Here is a 17,107-nt window from a genome sequence, read left to right as displayed (position 1 = left end):
ATGCCTACTCGATCGAGAAGATCACGGGATAGAGCGGCTGCTCGCCACGATGGGCGTCAATCTCCAGGTCGGGCTGAGCCTCCTCGATGGCGTCGACGATCTCCTGGAAGGCCTCATCGGACAGCTCCTCACCGGCCAGAATCGTCAGCGCGTCGCCCTCCTCTTCCTCCTGCATGCGGTTGATGCAGTCGAGCGTGACCTGCTTCACATCGGAGCCGACCACGTCGATGGAGCCGGCAATGATACCCATGGCGTCACCGGAGTGAATCGGCGAGCCGTCAGAGGCGCTGGAATCGCGCACGGCACGGGTGACCTCGCCATCGCGAACCTCGCTGATGGCATCGACCATGGCGGCGACGGCGTCCTCGAGCTCGGAATCGGGCAGCACCGCGAACAGAGCGGAGAACGCCTGCGGAACGGTCTTGGTGGGAACCACGGCGACCTTTTTGTCGGTGCAGGCAGAAGCGGCAGCCTCGGCAGCCATACGGATATTGCCGTTATTGGGCAGGATGATGACCGAAGTCGCGTTGACCTGGTCCACCGCGCCCAGCAGGTCGGCGGTCGAGGGGTTCATGGTCTGGCCACCCGAAACGACTACGTCGACGCCGAGGGACTTGAGGATGTCGGCCTCACCGGAACCGGCGGCAACGGCGACAAAACCCAGGGCCTTGGCGGGCTCGGCGGCCTTTTCCTGGTCCTCATGGATCTTAGCGGTACGGTCGTGGGCCTCCATCTCCATGTTGTGGATAAAGACCTCATAGATCTGGCCAAGCTGCAACATGTGCTCGAGCACCAGGTTGGGGGTGTTGGAGTGCACGTGGATCTTGTAGTCGGGGTAGGCGCCCACGAGCAGCTCGCAGTCGCCCATGGAACCCAGGAACTTAAGGCACTCGTCCTCGTCAAACGGGGCGTCGGCCTTAAAGAGGAACTCGTTGCAGTAGCGGAACTCCGAGCCCTCCCAGTCGTCGTTGGCCTCGATCTCGACGCGACCGAGGGCCGCATCGCGGGCAGAACCAGCGGAATCAAACGTGGTGGAGAAATCCTCGACAACGGTGCTGCGGCCCAGAGCAGCGGCAACGAAGTTTTCCAGGAAGATGGCAAAGCCAAAGGCGCCGGAGTCGACCACGCCGTTCTCCTTCAGAACGGGCAGCAGGTCGGGCGTGCGAGCCACAGACTGGTAGGCCTCGACGACGATGGCGTCGAGCGCGTCCTCGGCCGAGAACTTCTTCTTCTCGCACTCGTCGGCCTTGGTCGAGACGTCGCGCAGGACCGTAAGAATCGTGCCCTCGATGGGCTTGCGGACGGCCTGGAAGGCGACCTTGACGGCGCGACGGAAAGCATGCGCGATGTCGGCAGACGTGATGGGCTCATCGACAGAGACGAGCCCCTCGGCCACGCCGCGCAGGATCTGCGAGGTGATAACGCCGGAGTTGCCGCGGGCGCCCATGAGGGAGCCGTGGGTGATGGCGCCGGCGATGGCCTCCATATCGGCATCGGCGGGAAGGGCGGAAAGCTCCTTGGTCACCGAGGCGAGCGTGAGCGACATGTTGGTGCCGGTGTCGCCGTCGGGCACGGGAAAGACGTTGAGTTTATTGATCTCCTCGGCCTTGTCGGAAACGGCAGCCGCAGCGATCGGAAAACAGGTGCGAATGGTCTTTACAATCATGAGTATTTGAATCTCCGTTTTCGGATGCTAGTTTAGACGGCTCTTGAGCGCGTCGATGTGAATGCCGATCTTAAGGCTGGCGGGATCGATCTGGGCGATCTCCTGCAGGGTGAAAGCAACGGAGCTCGAAAGATTGTGGCAGACGGACTTCATGTTGACGCCGTTCTCGAGCACGACGTGAAGGTCGACCGTAAGGCCGTTCTCGTCGGCGGAGACAAGCACGCCCTTGCGGAGGCGCTGACCGGCAAGCAGGCGCACGCTCTCGGCGCCTTGGAGCTGCTCGGCCATACCGACGACGCCATAGCACGTCATCGCGGCATAACCGGCAATATCGGCAATAACGTCGTTCGAGACGCTCAGGCTGCCGTTAATGGTCTCAGACACAAGAATCTCCTTATCTGGTGCTCGCGGCACCATGTCGTGGGAGCAATCATTGCAATATTCTACAACGACCGCGCCATGTTGAGGTGGTGGGTCGCGGGATTACATCCTCGACACGAAATGTTGATATGGCAACGTTTGCGTTAAGGAATCGCGGTATGAAAAAAACCCGCCGCAAAAGCGACGGGTTTTACAATCTGGCTCCCCGGGTAGGACTCGAACCTACAACAGCGCGGTTAACAGCCGCGTGCTCTACCATTGAGCTACCGAGGAATTTAAAGCCCAGCAGATTGGGCTGAGAAACTCTGGCTCCCCGGGTAGGACTCGAACCTACAACAGCGCGGTTAACAGCCGCGTGCTCTACCATTGAGCTACCGAGGAATAAGTGCATGCTCTCAAGCAACGAAGTTTATTATACGGACGAATCAGCTCAGGGCAAGAACTTTTTTGAGAAATTTTCCGACCCAGTCATTGGGGACGTTCTTAAACGACTAGTCATTCAAGAACGTCCCCAACGACTAATCAACCAGACGCCCAGGGTAGTCTTTTTGGGACGGGGCTTTTTTAGCTACCCAATCTGGGGCCTTTAAAGCTTGAGCCGCTCATTGAGATAGGGCAGCTAAAAAAGCCCCGTCCCAAAAAGACTACCCGTGCCCCAACTGCCGGCCCTTGTTACATGAAAGCGCCCTCAAGCGGATGTGCTTGAGGGCGCTTCTTGCATGACTAGCTTTCGATGTAGTCTTTGAGCTTGCTGGAGCGGCTGGGGTGGCGGAGCTTGGCCAGGGTCTTGGACTCGATCTGGCGGATGCGCTCGCGCGTGACACCAAACTCGCGGCCGACTTCCTCGAGCGTGCGGGGATGTCCGTCGACAAGTCCAAAGCGCAGCTCAATAACCTTGCGCTCACGATCGGCAAGCGAGTCGAGCACCTGGGTGAGCTGCTCCTGCAGCATGGAGAAGCTGGCGGCATCGGGCGGAACGATGGCCTGGGAGTCCTCGATAAAGTCGCCCAGCTGGGAATCCTCTTCCTCGCCGATAGGAGTCTCGAGCGACACGGGCTCCTGCGAGATCTTCTGGATCTCGCGGACGCGGTCGGCACTCATGTCCATCTCGGCACCGATCTCCTCGGGGGTCGGGTCGCGACCCAAATCCTGGAGGAGCTGGCGCTGCACGCGGACAAGCTTGTTGATGGTCTCGACCATGTGCACGGGAATACGGATGGTACGGGCCTGGTCGGCGATAGCGCGCGTGATGGCCTGACGGATCCACCACGTGGCGTACGTGGAGAACTTGAAGCCCTTCTGGTAGTCGAACTTCTCGACGGCGCGGATCAGACCGAGGTTGCCCTCCTGGATCAGATCCAGGAACAGCATGCCGCGACCGACGTAGCGCTTGGCGATGGAGACGACCAGACGGAGGTTGGCGCTGATGAGCGCCTGCTTGGCCTCGAGGCCCACGTTCTCGATACGAGTCAGACGACGCATCTCGGCGCGAGTGAGCTCGATCTCGCCCGCCTCGGCGGCCTCGAGCTTCTCGGTGGCCTCGAGGCCGGCCTCGATCTTCATGGCCAGATCGACCTCTTCGGAGGCGGTCAGCAGGTCGACCTTGCCGATCTCCTTAAGGTACATACGAACCGGGTCACCGGTCAGCATCACCGTGGAGGCATCGATGCCACGCACGCGAGAACGTGAACGGGACGTGCGGACGGTGCGCTTCTTTTTGCTCTTGCAAGAACCCATCTCGGCATCGGCCTGACGGGCCATCTTAAGCTCATGATCGTCGAGCGAGCCGGAATCGTGCTCCTCGTCGTCATCGAAATCGTCGGTATCGTTATCGTCATCGTCGACGTCCATGGGGGCGTCGTCGTTTCCGCTCGCGGAGATAATCTGGATGCCGCTGTTGCGCAGCGCGGAATAGACCGCGTTGAGCTGCTCGTCAGAAACATCGATATCCTTCAGGACGACCTGGATCTCGTCCTCGGTTACCGAAGTCCTGTTTGAGCCGTTGCCCATGAGCTTAGCAACGTAGGATTCCAGCCCAGTACCCGTGCTCTCAGTCTTATTTGGCACAGATTCTCCCTTCGTAGTCCACAGGACACATTACTTTAGCACACACTTACACGTCTATACCCAAAATTCAGACTGGATATAGCAGATAACATGCCGATTGACCACAACATCTAGGCCTGATCGGGACCCGCGGCCTCCAAACCAATCAACCGGAACGGATCGGCCACGCCGCCAATCGATTTCTGGAGCTCGCGCTGGCGCAAAGAATCCTGCGCGGCCTGCATGGTCAATGCACGGCGCGCGTCATCGTCGAGCGACCGGTCCTGGCGCAGCTTGGCCTGAGCAGCCCGCATACGGCGCTTGATGGTGTAAAGCTCAAGCGTATCGAGCATAAAGACGATGTTCGTCTCGGTGGGGTGCTTGCTCGTCGCCGAGATGCGCCCGGCGCTGACAAGCGAAGCCGCCTCGGGACACACCGCGCGCGCGGCGTCCATGCACGCCGCGGGGTCGGTGCCCGGCGGCGTCGCGAGCACGGCCCACGCGATGGACTCGTGACGGGGGTCTACCCACTCGATCGAGCAGATGCGATCGGCGTACGTGCGGAATAGGTCGGGGTAGCTGGTGAGCATCGTCAACAGCTCGCGCTCCCCCGCCAGAGACTTCCGCTCCAGATCGGTCAGCACGATCGGCGTCGCCGGAACGGAAGCGGTCGAAGCAGACCCCGCGGGCGCCGCGTCCATGCCAGCAGGCACATCGATCGGCGGCATATCGTCGACGACCTCGACCGGCGCGGCCCCGTAGGCCTCGAGCGGCACATAGTCGTACGGTTCCTCCTCGACCGGTGTGGATACCGGCGGCGTCGTCCCCGACGCCCAGGCGCCGCGAGATGCCCCCTGCGGACCGGACGCCCGACCGCCCGCGCCTCCTGCGCGCTCGGCCTGTGCCCGCTGGCGCTCGTAGTTCTGCTCGCGACGACGCTCGGCGTCCTCGCGTTTGGCGACATCGCGAAACACACGGCCCGAGCTCGAGCGTACCGTCTCCAAATCCAGGCCCAGAAGGTCGGCGATCTGGATAAAGTACGTATCGATCATGTAGCTATCGCGCAGCGGATAGATGAGCGTCAGCGCATCCTCGAGCGCCTTGGCGCGACCGCCCGGCGTGGTAATGTCGCTCGACTCCTGCAGTGAGCGGTACACAAAGTCCATGAGGGGCTCGGCGGCGTCGATACGCGCCTGCAGTGCCTCGCCACCATGCGCCGTGATGAACTCCATGGGGTCGTTACCGTCAGGAAGCACCACGCAGCGCAGGTCCATCGAATCCTGCTCGATAAACTGAATCGCGCGGCGCGCGGCCTTTTGACCGGCGGCGTCACCATCGAACATATACACAATGCGCTTGGCAAAACGGGTGAGCGTCTTTACGTGATGTTCCGTCAGCGCCGTACCCAGCGTGGCGACGACGTTTTTGATCCCTGCCTCCCAGCAGGCGATGCAGTCGGTATATCCCTCCACCACGATGGCGGTATCCTGCGCGACGATAAACTCCTTGGCCCAGTTAAAGCCGTAGAGGTTTCTCTTTTTATGAAACACGCTCGTCTCGGCGGTGTTGAGGTACTTGGGCTGGCCGTCGCCCATAATACGACCGCCAAAGGCGATGTTATGACCCTGTTCGTCAAAGATGGGAAACATCACGCGGTCGTAAAAACGATCGGCAAGCTGTCCGCGCCCGCGGCTCACGGCCACGTTGGCGTCGATCATCTCCTGCGGGGTAAAGCCCTTCTGCGACAGATGGGCCACCAACATATTGCGACCCGGCGCAAAGCCCAGGCAGTAGCGACGGCAGACGTCGCCACCCATACCGCGGCTGGCAAAGTACTCACGCGGACGGCTGTCCTTACCGCGCATGAGCATGGTGTGATAGAACTGGGCCGTCTCGGCGCACAGGTCATAGATACGGGCGCGCTTGGTGCCGCGATCGCGCTGCGCGCCGGTATCGTGCAGCTCAATGCCGGCACGATCGGCCAGGTAGCGAATCGACTCGGGAAAGCTCAGGTTCTCGCGCTTCATGATGTAGGTAAAGACGTCGCCGCCCTCGCCGCAGCCAAAGCAGTGCCAAACCTGCGTAGCGGGGATAATGTGAAACGATGGGGTCTTTTCGCCATGGAAGGGGCAGCAACCCCAAAACTCATGGCCGCGAGGCTTGAGCTCAACCGTTTCCTGCACAATGGCAACCAGGTCGGACGCAGCGCGCACCTGGTCTTTCTCCTCATCGCTAATCACGGATGCTCACCCCCTGCTCACCCAAGTTATGACGGATATCGTCAATATTACCCTCGACGGTCGCGATAAGCTCGTCCAGCGAATCGAACACGCGCGAAGGACGCAGCCAACGCGTAAACGCCAACGAAACCGAACGTCCATACAGGTCGCCCGCATACCCGATCAAGTTGGCCTCGAGATGCGCCGAAGCGGCATCGTCGGCATACGTCGGCGGCAGGCCCACGTTGACGGCAGCGGGCCACACGGTATCGTCGACCAGCACAAGGCCCTCGTAGACGCCATCGGCAGGCAGCTGAATTCCGTTTGGCACCAGCAGGTTTGCCGTAGGAAATCCCATATCGGAGCCCTCGTGGCGACCGCGAATCACGCCGCCGCGCACCATATAGGGACGGCCGAGTAGATCGGCTGCCAGCTCAACGTGGCCCAAGCTCAGCTCACGTCGAATGCGGGTGGCGCAGATAGCCTCGCCGGCCTCGCACAGCAAATTGTGCCCATACACGTCAACACCGCGCTCGACACCCCATGCCTGCATCTCGGCAACGCCCGAGGCACCGCCGCGGCCCAGCCTAAAATCGCTGCCAACGCGAATGGAGCGAATGTCGACAGCATGCGCCAACAGCTCAAGAAAGCCCACGTGGTCGAGCGACGCTACCGCAGGCGTAAAGGGAACAGCCACCACGGCATCGACCCCAGTCTGAGCCAGGGCATGCAGGCGGTCGGCCGTCGTCATCAATTTTTGAGCGGGCGCAGGGCTCACCACAACATCTGGATCAGGGTCAAACGTTACGACTACCGCTTTGCAGCCGTGGACGCGCGCATCGCGAATGACCGCGTCGATCAGCTCACGATGTCCCCTATGCACGCCATCGAACACGCCGATGGCAATCGAGGCGGCACCCATAGACTCGCAGTCACCAAAAGCATCAGCCAAAACGATGCGGGCCTCCGCCGCCGCGCCCACAAAAAATGTGCGCGCGAGCTCGCGAGGGTCCAGCATCATCGAACACCGCCGATCGCCTGCGGAAAGACGTGCTCCATCACAAAGCGACCATCCTCGATACGAGCCAAAGCCTTGAGCCCGCCATCGAGCACCAGCGCAAACGGCGCTTTAGACACATCGAAGCCGGCGAGCGCGCGATCAATAGGAATACGACGTCCGCACAGCAGATCTTCCGCAAGATTGCCCGGCAAGTCAACGCGCGTGGCGCCGAGGGCCGCAATGGGGTCCAAGGCAAAGCCGGCAGCGGACTCGGCAGAAAGCTCCTCGACCGCATGGCAGGCACCGATGGAGACAACGCCAGAAGCGGTACGGCGCAGCGCAGAAATATGCGCGGCACTATCGCAGGCGCGACCCAGGTCGCGAGCGAGCGCACGGATATAGGTGCCCTTGCTCACCGAGAAGGCAACGGTCCAAATGCAGGAATCGCCCTCGCCACTCACGGCGATCAGGTCGGCAGAATATACCTCGACCGGGCGCGCAGGCAACTCAACGGCATTGCCCTCACGTGCAGACTTATAGGCGCGTACGCCGTTGACCGAAATAGCCGAAAACGCCGGCGGGATCTGCATCTGAGGGCCCAGCATGGCGCTCAAGCGCTCACGGGCATAGGCCGGATCGCGCAGCTCGGGTGCAATGGCAACCGTACGGACGGCCTCGCCTTCCGCATCGTCGGTATTGGTCTCGGCGCCAAACGAGATATCGGCGACGTAACTTTTGGTATCGAGGGTAAGCATGCCCAGCAGACGCGTAGCCTGGCCCACGCCCACCACCATGACACCCGACGCCATGGGGTCGAGCGTGCCGGCATGACCGACGCGCCGCTCATGGAGGGCGCGCCGGCACCGCGAAACCACGTCGTGGGACGTGCAGCCCACCGGTTTATCGACGGCGAGCAGCATATTCAATTGAGAAGGCGTACGACGAGCCATGTACCATCCAAAAAGTTAAAGCTCGACGGTCACCGAAGCGGGATCCTCCCCCACCAGCTCGGCCAGCATGGGAAGTGCCGCGGTGAGCGTCTCGAAAATCGTTCCGTTATTGGTAAAGCCGGCGGCAGCGTGATGTCCGCCTCCGCCAAAGTTGGCCGCAATCTCGGAGACATCCATGTCGCCCTTGGAGCGCAGGTTTCCGCGCACCTTGGTATCGCCCTCGATGCCCTTAAGGAACAGGCAGACCTCGACACCCATCACCGAGCGCACCACATCGACCAAGCCGTCGCACTCATCCGAGGTGACGCCACATTCCTTAAGGTCGCTTTCGTACGCGTAGCTATACGCCACGCGCCCGTGCGCGACCGTCTTGATGCGGCCCATGACGATGGACTTGAGGTGCAAGAACTCGACGCGCATGCTCTGATAGACCTCGAGCGCGACACGCGCCGGGTCGGCACCGTGCGCCACCAGGCGCGAAGCCGCATGGAACGCAGCGGCATCGGCATTCTGATACTGAAAACGACCGGTATCGGTAACCAGGCCGCAGAGCAGACAGGTGGCGATGCGATCGCGAACGACAATGCCGCAATCATCCAGAAAGCGGTCGATGATCATGGCGCACGCCGCAGCATCGACACGCCTCAGGCTTACCTCGGCAAACTCCTCGCGCGCCGGATGGTGGTCAAAGCACACCACATGTTTGGAGCGGCGGAGCACGTCGGCCGAGTTGTTCAGACGCTCGACAACCGGCACATCCACCGAGATAAACAGGTCGGGATCGCCCGTAAAGCTCGAAGCCGGCACCAGACGATCGGCGCCTTCCATAAAGCGGTAAATACGCGGAACGGGATCGTCGTCTGCGAGCAGCAGCGCGATGTCCTTGTCGGGGAACGCCTTCATGAGCGAGAGACCCAAGCCCAACACGGAGCCCAGGGCATCGCCGTCGGGAGAGGTATGACCCGAGATCGCAATGGAGGACGCACCCTCGATAAGCTCGAGGATGCGTCGTTTAATATCTGCAGACTCGCACGAGACGAGGTCGGCGGAATTAGTCATCTAAAGCTGCCTCCTGGGCGGCATCCGCTATGGGATAGCCGTCCTCGTCCTTTTCGATCGCCAGCGTGGCCGGGACATTCTCCAGCGCACGCGTAATGCGCTCGGCCTCATCGGTCGAGCGATCGATGCGAAAATCGAGCTCGGGCGTGACGCGCCAGTCGAGCGAGCGAGCCAACAGGCTGCGAATGCGGCCCTTGGCGCTGGCGAGCGCCTCCATGACCTCATCGTAGCGGCTCGCATCGCACGACACGTACACGCGCGCGAACGAACGGTCCACCGCGACCTCGACCGCGGTCAGGGTGACCAGGTCGAGACGCGGATCGGAAACCTCAAAGAGAAGGATATAACCGAGCTTCTCGCGAAGCTGCTCGCCCAGACGGCGGGTTGCCTGCGTTTGCTTCATAGCGCTACCCCCCTACTCGGTACGGGCAACCTGGTCGATACGGTAACCCTCGATCTGGTCGCCGGGCTTGATGTCCTGGAAGTTCTCCAGGCCAATGCCGCCCTCGGAACCGCTCTTGAGGCTCTTGGCCTCGTCCTTGTAGTGGCGCATCGAGGCGATCTTACCGTTAAAGACAACGATGCCGTCGCGCACCAGGCGCACGGAATCGGTCGCGGCGATCTCGCCCTCCTCGACGCGGACACCGGCGGCGATACCGACTTTGGGCACCTTAAAGGTGTCCAGGACGGTCGCGGTACCCGTGGAGACCTCGACCTCGGTGGGCTTGAGCATGCCGATACGGGCAGCGTCGAGCTCCTCGAGGCACTTGTAGATAACGTCGTAGCAACGAATCTCGACGCCCTCGCGCTCGGCAGCGGAGCGGGCCTTACCGTCGGGACGCACGCCAAAGCCAATAATGATGGCGTTGGAGGCGTCGGCCAGGACGACGTCGGTCTCGTTGATGGCACCGACCGCGGAGTGGATCGTGTTGATGCGGACCTCGGACTGATCCATCTTGTCGAGCGAGTCCTGAAGGGCCTCGATGGAGCCCTGGACGTCGGCCTTGATGATCAGGTTGAGCTCCTTGACCTCGGCGTCGGCGATGGTCTCGAAGAGGTTCTCGAGCGTGACGTGCTTCACGCGGCTCTGCTCCTCGATGCGGGCCTTGAGCGAGCGCTCATCGGCCAGGGCGCGCGCCTCGCGCTCGTCCTCGAATACGCGGAACTCGTCACCGGCGTTGGGCACGGACTGCAGGCCCAGGATCTCGACGGCGTCGGAGGGACCGGCCTCGGTGACGGCGCGGCCCTTGGGGTCGAGCATGGCGCGGACGCGGCCATAGGTAAGGCCGGCGACCAGCGTATCGCCCACGTGCAGGGTACCGCGGGTCACGAGCACGGTAGCGACCGAGCCGCGGCCCTTGTCGAGCTTGGCCTCGAGGACGTTGCCCGAGGCGAAGGTATCGGGGTTGGCCTTGAGCTCGAGCACATCGGCCTGGAGCAGCACGGTCTCCAGAAGGTCGTCGATACCGATCTTCTGCTTGGCCGAGATGTTGACGAACATGTTCTGTCCGCCCCACTCCTCGGGGATAACACCGTACTCGGTGAGTTCCTGGCGCACACGGTCGGGGTTGGCGCCGGGCTTATCGATCTTGTTGACGGCGACGACGATGGGAACGCCGGCGGCCTTGGCGTGGTTGATCGACTCGACCGTCTGGGGCATGACGCCGTCGTCGGCGGCGACGATCAGGATGACGATGTCGGTCACCTTGGCGCCACGGGCACGCATGGCCGTAAAGGTAGCGTGGCCCGGGGTATCGATGAAGGTGATCTTGCGGTCGTTGATCATGACCTGCGATGCGCCGATGGCCTGGGTAATGCCGCCAGCCTCGCCGGCAGCGACGCCGGTGTGGCGGATGGCGTCGAGCAAGCTCGTCTTGCCGTGGTCGACGTGACCCATGACGGTGACGACCGGGGCGCGGGGCTTAAGGTCGGCGGGATCGTCGTAGAACGAGAAGGTGTTCTCCTCCTCGGGGGTGATGATCCTGATCTGACGGCCCAAGTCGTCGGCAACGAGCTCGACAAGGTCGTCGGACATGGACTGCGTCATGGTGAGCGGGGTGCCCAGCAGGAACAGGCGCTTGATGATGTCGTTGGCCGGAACGTCGAGCGCCTCGGCAAGCTCCTGGACGGTAACGCCCTGGGAGACCTTGATGGCGTCGAGCTCCTCGGGGTTCACGCCCTGGGCCAGCGCCTCCTCAATCTTGCGCTCCTCCTGAGCCCTAGCGGCCTCGCGCTCGCGCTTCTCCTTGCGCTTCTTGCGGCGACCGGTGGACTCGCGAGAGGCCTCCTCGACGGCGGCACGGGCCTCCTCGAGAACCTTCTCGCGGCTGTACTCCTCGGCCTCGCGCGCCATGCGGCTGTAGTGGTCCTCTTCGCTGTTGTGACCACCCTTGCGCTTCTTGCCCTTGCCCTGCTTATCGGGGTTGGGAAAATCCATGCCGGCAGCGACATTGTTGCTGGCATTGGTGCGATGGCTGTGCGGGCGGCTCTCGGAGGCGTTGCGGTCGTTGCGACGGCCGCCACGACGATCGTTGTTGCCGCCGCGACGGTTGCCGCGCTCGGCCTTGGCCTTGTCCTCGGCGTCCTTCTTCTCCTTGAGCACGGTCTCCTGTGCGGCGATCTGATCGAGCAGCGAACGGAAGCGCGAACCGGAGTCGGAAGCGGGAACGGCGCGGCGCTGGGCCTCGCGAGCAGCCTCCTCCTTCTCGCGGGCAAGGCGCTCCTGCTCGGCCTTCTTCTTGGCCTCGGCCTCGGCACGGGCTGCCTCTTCGGCGGCCTGAGCGGCGGCAAACTGGCGGCGCTCCTCCTCGCGTGCCTTCTCGGCGGCAATGCGCTCGCGCTCGGCCTCGGCGGCACGCGCTGCCTCCTCGGCGGCGGCAGCCTCCTCCTCGGCCTGCTTGGCGGCCTCGACTTCCTGGGCGCGGGCCTCGATCACCGAGGCAAGCTGCTTGCGGACCATGGCAACATAAGCGTCCTCCAGCGCGGAGGAAGCAGACTTAGCGGGAATCTTCATTTCGGCGAGGTGACCCATCAGTTCCTTGGAGGTCATGCCGAACTCTTTGGCCAGGGTGGACACACGGACTTTTGCCATATGACTTCACCTACCCTTTCTGGCACCTTGGGTGCCTAGAGACTGAACGAGCGTGGGATGTGCGCCGGAACCTGTCCAGCGCAACCGCGCGCTAGATCAGGTCCTCCGCATCATCGAAGGCGTCGGTGTCGTGGACACCGCAGAAACGGGAACCGGGACGGGCCTGGTTGCGGCACTGGATGCCGTCCTCGGACACGTACTCGCAACGACGGGCGTCGTCATCCTCCTCGTCACCGATCAGGTCGGCGGCAGGCTCCTCGTGAACGGGAACGTTCTTGAGGATGTCGGCGGCAAGGGTCTCGGACTTAATGTCGATGTGCCAGCCGGTCAGGCGTGCGGCCAGGCGGGCGTTCTGGCCCTCCTTGCCAATGGCGAGCGAAAGCTGGTCGTCGGGCACGATGACGCCGGCATAGGCCTTCTCCTCGTCGATAAGGACGCGAGTGACCTTGGCGGGCGACAGGGCGTTGGCGACGTAGACGGCCGGATCGGCATCCCACAGGATGACGTCGACGCGCTCACCGCGCAGCTCACCCACGACGGCGCGCACACGGCTGCCCTTGGGGCCGACGCAGGCGCCCACGGGATCCAGGCGGTCGTCGAGCGAGTGGACGGCGACCTTGGAGCGCTGACCGGGCTCGCGGGCGATCGACTTGATCTGGACGGTGCCCTCATAGATCTCGGGCACCTCCTGCTCAAACAGACGACGCATGAGCTCGGGGTGGGTACGCGAGATAACGATCGGCGGACGGCTGTGCTCGCCGCGAACCGGCGGAAGCGTGGAGTTGGGGTCGCGAACGTCAATGATCACGGCCTTGATGTGCTGGTTGTGCAGATAGCGCTCGCCCATGGGGCGCTCGTTGCGCTCGTTCTCGTAGCGGCGCTGATCAAAGTGCGGAAGCTCGGCCTCGACGCCTTCGCGGATCTTGACGATCGTAAAGTCGGGTGTGGACTGCAGTACGGTACCGCTGATGAGGTCGCCGATACGCCCGGAGAACTCCTCGTAGATCTGCTCGCGGGCGGAGTTGCGCACGATGGCGTTGATCTCGGCCTTGGCGTGCTGGGCGGCGATGCGGCTGGTGTTCTTGGGGGTGACGTCGATCTCCTCGAACTCGGTGAAGTTGCCCTCCTCGTCCATGGAATCGTCGATCGGCTCCAGGCGGTAGACATAGATCTTGCCGGTGGTGCGGTCGATGGTCACCTTGGCGCCCCACTCAAGATGCAGGATCTCGGCATAGCTCTTGGCGAGCGACTGCTCCAGACGGTCGATCAGGTAGAGCTGGTCGATGTGCTTCTCCTGGCAAAGCTCCATCAGGGCGGACATCATGTCGGATGCTGCCATGTTAGTTTCCTTCCTTCGCGGGCTTGAAGTCATAGACGGGCTTCAACTTGCACTTTTTAACATCGGAAAAATCGAGGGTGACAGACTCGCCGTCCTCGAGCTCGAGGGTTACGTTGGTCTCGGTCGCGGCGGCAATCTTGCCGGAGTACTTGCGACGGCCCTCGGTGGCGGTGGAGGAAAGCTCGCAGTCCTCGCCCACAAAGCGGGCAAAGTCACGCGGACGGCGCAGCGGGCGCGCCATACCCGGGCTCGACACCTCGAGCGTATAGCTCGAAGAGATGGGGTCGAGCTCCTCAATCACGTCGCCGACCCACTTGGTGTTGGCCGTGACGTCGTTGAGCGACAGGCTCTGACCCTCGGCACCCTCGATACGCACACGCACGCAGGGGGCCTTGGTGGCACCCACGAGCTCAACGTCGACAATATCGACATCGTGCTGGGGAGCGACGGCCTCGAGCGCGTCGATGATCGCCTGCTCGGTCTTGGTCTTGACCATTGCGGCACCTCCATCCATACAAAAAAGAAGCGGGGCCGAAACCCCACTTCTTTCAATTACAACTTCATTTACAGGCAAACTATACCAATACCTGCGAAAACGTGCAACCACAGCACAAACCCGCAGGTCAGCGTGAGCACAGGTTCTCCACAAGAAATGGATAATTAGGTGTAGTCGCAAGTATCCATATCCAAAAAGAGGGACGACCCAGCCGGATCGTCCCTCGTCTATTGTGCATCAACTATATGCGCAAGGTTTACTTAACCACCAGGTTGACCAACTTGCCGGGCACGCAGATGGCCTTGACGACCGTCTTGCCCTCGAGCCACTTGGCAACAGCGGCCTCGGCGGCAGCCTGCATCTCCTCGTTGGAGGCATCGCGGGCCACATCGATGCGGCCGCGGACCTTACCGAGCACCTGGACCACGATCTGCACCGTGTCCTCGATGGACTCGGCCAGGTCAAACTCGGGCCAGGCGGCGGTGTAGGCGTTGCCCTCGCAGCCGAGTGCCTCGTGCCACAGCTCGTCGGCCCAGAACGGGCAGATGGGGGCAAGGACGCTCACGATGTCCTTGGCCACGCCGTAGCACAGCGCCTTGTCGCGCGATGCGCCCTCGGTGGCGTTGAGGTAGGCGCTCGCCGCGTTGACGAGCTCCATGACGGCCGAGATCGCGGTGTTAAACTGGCCGCGATCGAAGTCCTCGGTGCACTTGGCGATGGTGCGGTGACGCTCGCGATAGAGCTTCATCGCGGTCTCGTCGAGCACGGACTTGTCGAAGGCAACGTTGGCATCACCCGACTGGACAAGCTGCCACACGATACGCCAGGCGCGCTTGATAAAGCGGTTGGCACCCTCGACGGCCTTGGGATCCCAGTCAAAGTCCTTCTCGGGCGGGGCGATAAACAGGATCGCCAGACGCATGGTGTCGGCGCCGTAGGGCTCGATAACCGAGCTCGGAGGCACGACGTTGCCCTTGGACTTGGACATGGTGTCGCCGTTCTCGTCCTTGACCATGCCCTGGCACAGCAGGTTGGTAAAGGGCTCGTCCACGCTGAGCAGACCAAGGTCGCGCAGCGCCTTGGTAAAGAAGCGGCTGTAGAGCAGGTGCAAAATGGCGTGCTCGATGCCGCCGATGTAGTTATCGACGGGCATCCAACGGTCTGCCGCCTCGCGGGAGAAGGGCAGCTCGGTGTTGTGCGGGTCGGTATAGCGCAGGTAATACCAGCTGGAGCAGGTGAAGGTGTCCATGGTATCGGTCTCGCGCTTGGCCGGGCGGCCGCAGACCGGGCAGGTGGTCTCGTAGAAGTCCTTGCACTCGGCGAGGGTCTCGCCGGCGCCCAGGTCCAGGTTCTCGGGCAGCGTCACCGGCAGCTGGTCCTCGGGCACGGGCACAATGCCGCAGTGCTCGCAATGGATGGCCGGGATGGGGTTGCCCCAATAGCGCTGACGGCTGATGAGCCAGTCGCGCAGGCGGAACTCGACCTTGCGACGACCGCAGCCCATGGCCTCGAGGTCGGCCACGATGGCAGCCTCGCCCTCGGAGTGCTTACCGCCGCGCATGCCGGTGTACTTGCCGGACTGAACGAGCGTGCCCTCGGCAGCGTGGGCGCAATCCCAGTCGACGGTCTCGGCATGGAAGGTATCGATGGTCTCGCCACTGGCCTCGACGGCAGCGCGGTCGTCATCGTCCAGGATGATCGGGACGATCGGGAGGTCGTACTTGCGGGCAAACTCAAAGTCGCGCTGGTCGCCGCAGGGAACGGCCATGACGGCGCCGGTGCCGTAATCGGCAACGACATAGTCGGCAACCCACACGGGAACCTTCTCGCCGTTGACGGGGTTAACCACGTAGCGGCCCGTAAAGGCACCATGCTTCTCGAGGGTGCCCTGAGCACGCTCGACGGCAGAGATATGCTTGGAGTCCTCGACGATCTTGGTCACGGCCTCCTCGTACTCCGTGCCCTCGACGAGCTCGTGCAGACGAGCGTACTCGGGAGCCAGGACAAAGAAGGAGACGCCAAAGAGCGTGTCGGCACGCGTGGTGAAGACGGTGATCTTGCCCTCGTCGCCCTCGATGGGATCGCCGTTGGCATCACACAGGGTAAAGTCGACCTCGGCGCCCTCGGAGCGGCCGATCCAGTTGGCCTGCATCTGCTTAACGCGCTCGGGCCAGCCGGGGAGCTTCTCCAGATCGTCGAGCAGCTCCTGGGAGTACTCGGTAATCTTGTAGTACCACTGCTCAAGGTCGCGCTTCTCGGGCTCGGTGCCGCAGCGCCAGCACTTGCCCTCGGTAACCTGCTCGTTGGCCAGAACGGTCTTGCAGTTGGGGCACCAGTTGACCGGGTTCTTCTTGCGGTAGACCAGGCCCTTTTCCCACATCTTCTCAAAGATCCACTGACCCCAGCGGTAGTAGTCGGGGCTGCAGGTCTTGACCATGCGATCCAGATCGTAGGAGAAGCCCATGCGCTTCATCGTGGCGAGCGCCTGGTCCATGTTCTTATACGTCCAGGCAGCAGCCTGCGTGTTGTGCTTGATGGCGGCGTTCTCGGCGGGCAGGCCAAAGGCGTCAAAGCCAATGGGATGCAGCACGTCAAAGCCGCGCATACGGGCCTGACGGGCCATGGCATCGCCGATGGTATAGTTGCGCGCGTGGCCCATGTGCAGGTCGCCCGAAGGATACGGGAACATCTCGAGCACGTACTTCTTGGGCTTGCTGGCGTCGGTGTCGACGGCAAAGAGGTTGGAGTCCTCCCAGGCCTTCATCCACTTGGACTCAATGGCCTGCGCGTCGTAGGCAGGGATCTCGTCCTTATGATCTGTGCAATCGCACATATCAGCTCCTTTAATCTTAGCTGGGGT

Annotated in this window: 12 protein-coding genes and 2 tRNA genes; all 14 read right to left on the bottom strand. The window is 62.4% G+C overall.

From position 1 onward, the window contains the following. Positions 1–4: 4 nt before the first annotated feature. A complete protein-coding gene (locus tag ACTNBB_RS03730; protein WP_441056711.1) occupies positions 5–1,666 on the bottom strand; it encodes a DAK2 domain-containing protein in 1,662 nt (553 codons plus the stop codon). Between the two features lie 27 nt (positions 1,667–1,693). After that, positions 1,694–2,083: an Asp23/Gls24 family envelope stress response protein gene (locus tag ACTNBB_RS03725; RefSeq protein ID WP_187361832.1), complete on the bottom strand. Its 390-nt coding sequence runs from the start codon at positions 2,081–2,083 to the stop codon at positions 1,694–1,696. 162 nt (positions 2,084–2,245) lie between these two features. Continuing rightward, positions 2,246–2,320: transfer RNA gene (locus tag ACTNBB_RS03720), tRNA-Asn, on the bottom strand. Positions 2,321–2,353: 33 nt separating this feature from the next. Then, positions 2,354–2,428: transfer RNA gene (locus ACTNBB_RS03715), tRNA-Asn, on the bottom strand. A 342-nt stretch (positions 2,429–2,770) separates the two neighbouring features. Beyond that, positions 2,771–4,114, bottom strand: a complete 1,344-nt coding sequence (gene rpoD / locus ACTNBB_RS03710; protein ID WP_370450567.1) for an RNA polymerase sigma factor RpoD — start codon at positions 4,112–4,114, stop codon at positions 2,771–2,773. A gap of 110 nt (positions 4,115–4,224) precedes the next feature. Further along, on the bottom strand, positions 4,225–6,333 hold the full coding sequence (dnaG, locus tag ACTNBB_RS03705; RefSeq protein WP_441056709.1) for a DNA primase: 2,109 nt from the start codon (positions 6,331–6,333) through the stop codon (positions 4,225–4,227). Further along, entirely contained in the window at positions 6,326–7,333 is a 1,008-nt protein-coding gene (gene ribF / locus ACTNBB_RS03700; RefSeq protein ID WP_441056707.1) for a riboflavin biosynthesis protein RibF, read from the bottom strand. Before ribF ends, dnaG begins: the two co-directional genes overlap by 8 nt. Further along, the gene (gene truB, locus ACTNBB_RS03695; protein ID WP_441056705.1) at positions 7,330–8,262 is read right to left on the bottom strand and encodes a tRNA pseudouridine(55) synthase TruB; all 933 of its coding nucleotides are present in this window, start codon (positions 8,260–8,262) and stop codon (positions 7,330–7,332) included. Before truB ends, ribF begins: the two co-directional genes overlap by 4 nt. A 15-nt stretch (positions 8,263–8,277) precedes the next feature. Continuing rightward, positions 8,278–9,321, bottom strand: coding sequence for a DHH family phosphoesterase (locus ACTNBB_RS03690; protein WP_427719632.1), 1,044 nt, complete (start codon positions 9,319–9,321; stop codon positions 8,278–8,280). Beyond that, positions 9,314–9,724 (bottom strand): 30S ribosome-binding factor RbfA, encoded by a 411-nt coding sequence (gene rbfA, locus ACTNBB_RS03685; RefSeq protein ID WP_006234038.1) that lies wholly within the window; start codon positions 9,722–9,724, stop codon positions 9,314–9,316. The genes ACTNBB_RS03690 and rbfA overlap by 8 nt, the downstream gene beginning before the upstream one ends. Before the next feature lie 12 nt (positions 9,725–9,736). Next, positions 9,737–12,412 carry a translation initiation factor IF-2 gene (gene infB, locus ACTNBB_RS03680; RefSeq protein ID WP_427719633.1) on the bottom strand — a complete coding sequence of 892 codons (2,676 nt, stop codon included), beginning with the start codon at positions 12,410–12,412 and terminating at the stop codon, positions 9,737–9,739. A 91-nt stretch (positions 12,413–12,503) separates the two neighbouring features. Then, positions 12,504–13,751 carry a transcription termination factor NusA gene (gene nusA / locus ACTNBB_RS03675; RefSeq protein WP_154515419.1) on the bottom strand — a complete coding sequence of 416 codons (1,248 nt, stop codon included), beginning with the start codon at positions 13,749–13,751 and terminating at the stop codon, positions 12,504–12,506. Position 13,752: 1 nt separating this feature from the next. Then, complete coding sequence (gene rimP / locus ACTNBB_RS03670) at positions 13,753–14,247, bottom strand: ribosome maturation factor RimP (protein ID WP_441033500.1); 495 nt, start codon at positions 14,245–14,247, stop codon at positions 13,753–13,755. A 256-nt stretch (positions 14,248–14,503) separates the two neighbouring features. Next, positions 14,504–17,080, bottom strand: coding sequence for a leucine--tRNA ligase (leuS, locus tag ACTNBB_RS03665; RefSeq protein ID WP_427747319.1), 2,577 nt, complete (start codon positions 17,078–17,080; stop codon positions 14,504–14,506). Between the last annotated feature and the right edge of the window lie 27 nt (positions 17,081–17,107).

Source organism: Collinsella sp. HCP28S3_B9 (assembly GCF_052066095.1).
In the GTDB taxonomy this organism is placed as follows: domain Bacteria; phylum Actinomycetota; class Coriobacteriia; order Coriobacteriales; family Coriobacteriaceae; genus Collinsella.
The sequence above is the reverse complement of the archived record's forward strand: the minus strand, read 5'-3'. Positions and strand labels throughout refer to the sequence as shown.

Excerpts from the sequence above, each read along its gene's own strand:
- ACTNBB_RS03730 (WP_441056711.1), bottom strand. The coding sequence starts at position 1,666 with ATGATTGTAAAGACCATTCGCACCTGTTTTCCGATCGCTGCGGCTGCC.
- ACTNBB_RS03725 (WP_187361832.1), bottom strand. The coding sequence starts at position 2,083 with ATGGTGCCGCGAGCACCAGATAAGGAGATTCTTGTGTCTGAGACCATT.
- ribF (WP_441056707.1), bottom strand. The coding sequence starts at position 7,333 with ATGATGCTGGACCCTCGCGAGCTCGCGCGCACATTTTTTGTGGGCGCG.
- truB (WP_441056705.1), bottom strand. The coding sequence starts at position 8,262 with ATGGCTCGTCGTACGCCTTCTCAATTGAATATGCTGCTCGCCGTCGAT.
- ACTNBB_RS03690 (WP_427719632.1), bottom strand. The coding sequence starts at position 9,321 with ATGACTAATTCCGCCGACCTCGTCTCGTGCGAGTCTGCAGATATTAAA.
- rbfA (WP_006234038.1), bottom strand. The coding sequence starts at position 9,724 with ATGAAGCAAACGCAGGCAACCCGCCGTCTGGGCGAGCAGCTTCGCGAG.
- infB (WP_427719633.1), bottom strand. The coding sequence starts at position 12,412 with ATGGCAAAAGTCCGTGTGTCCACCCTGGCCAAAGAGTTCGGCATGACC.
- nusA (WP_154515419.1), bottom strand. The coding sequence starts at position 13,751 with ATGGCAGCATCCGACATGATGTCCGCCCTGATGGAGCTTTGCCAGGAG.
- rimP (WP_441033500.1), bottom strand. The coding sequence starts at position 14,247 with ATGGTCAAGACCAAGACCGAGCAGGCGATCATCGACGCGCTCGAGGCC.
- leuS (WP_427747319.1), bottom strand. The coding sequence starts at position 17,080 with ATGTGCGATTGCACAGATCATAAGGACGAGATCCCTGCCTACGACGCG.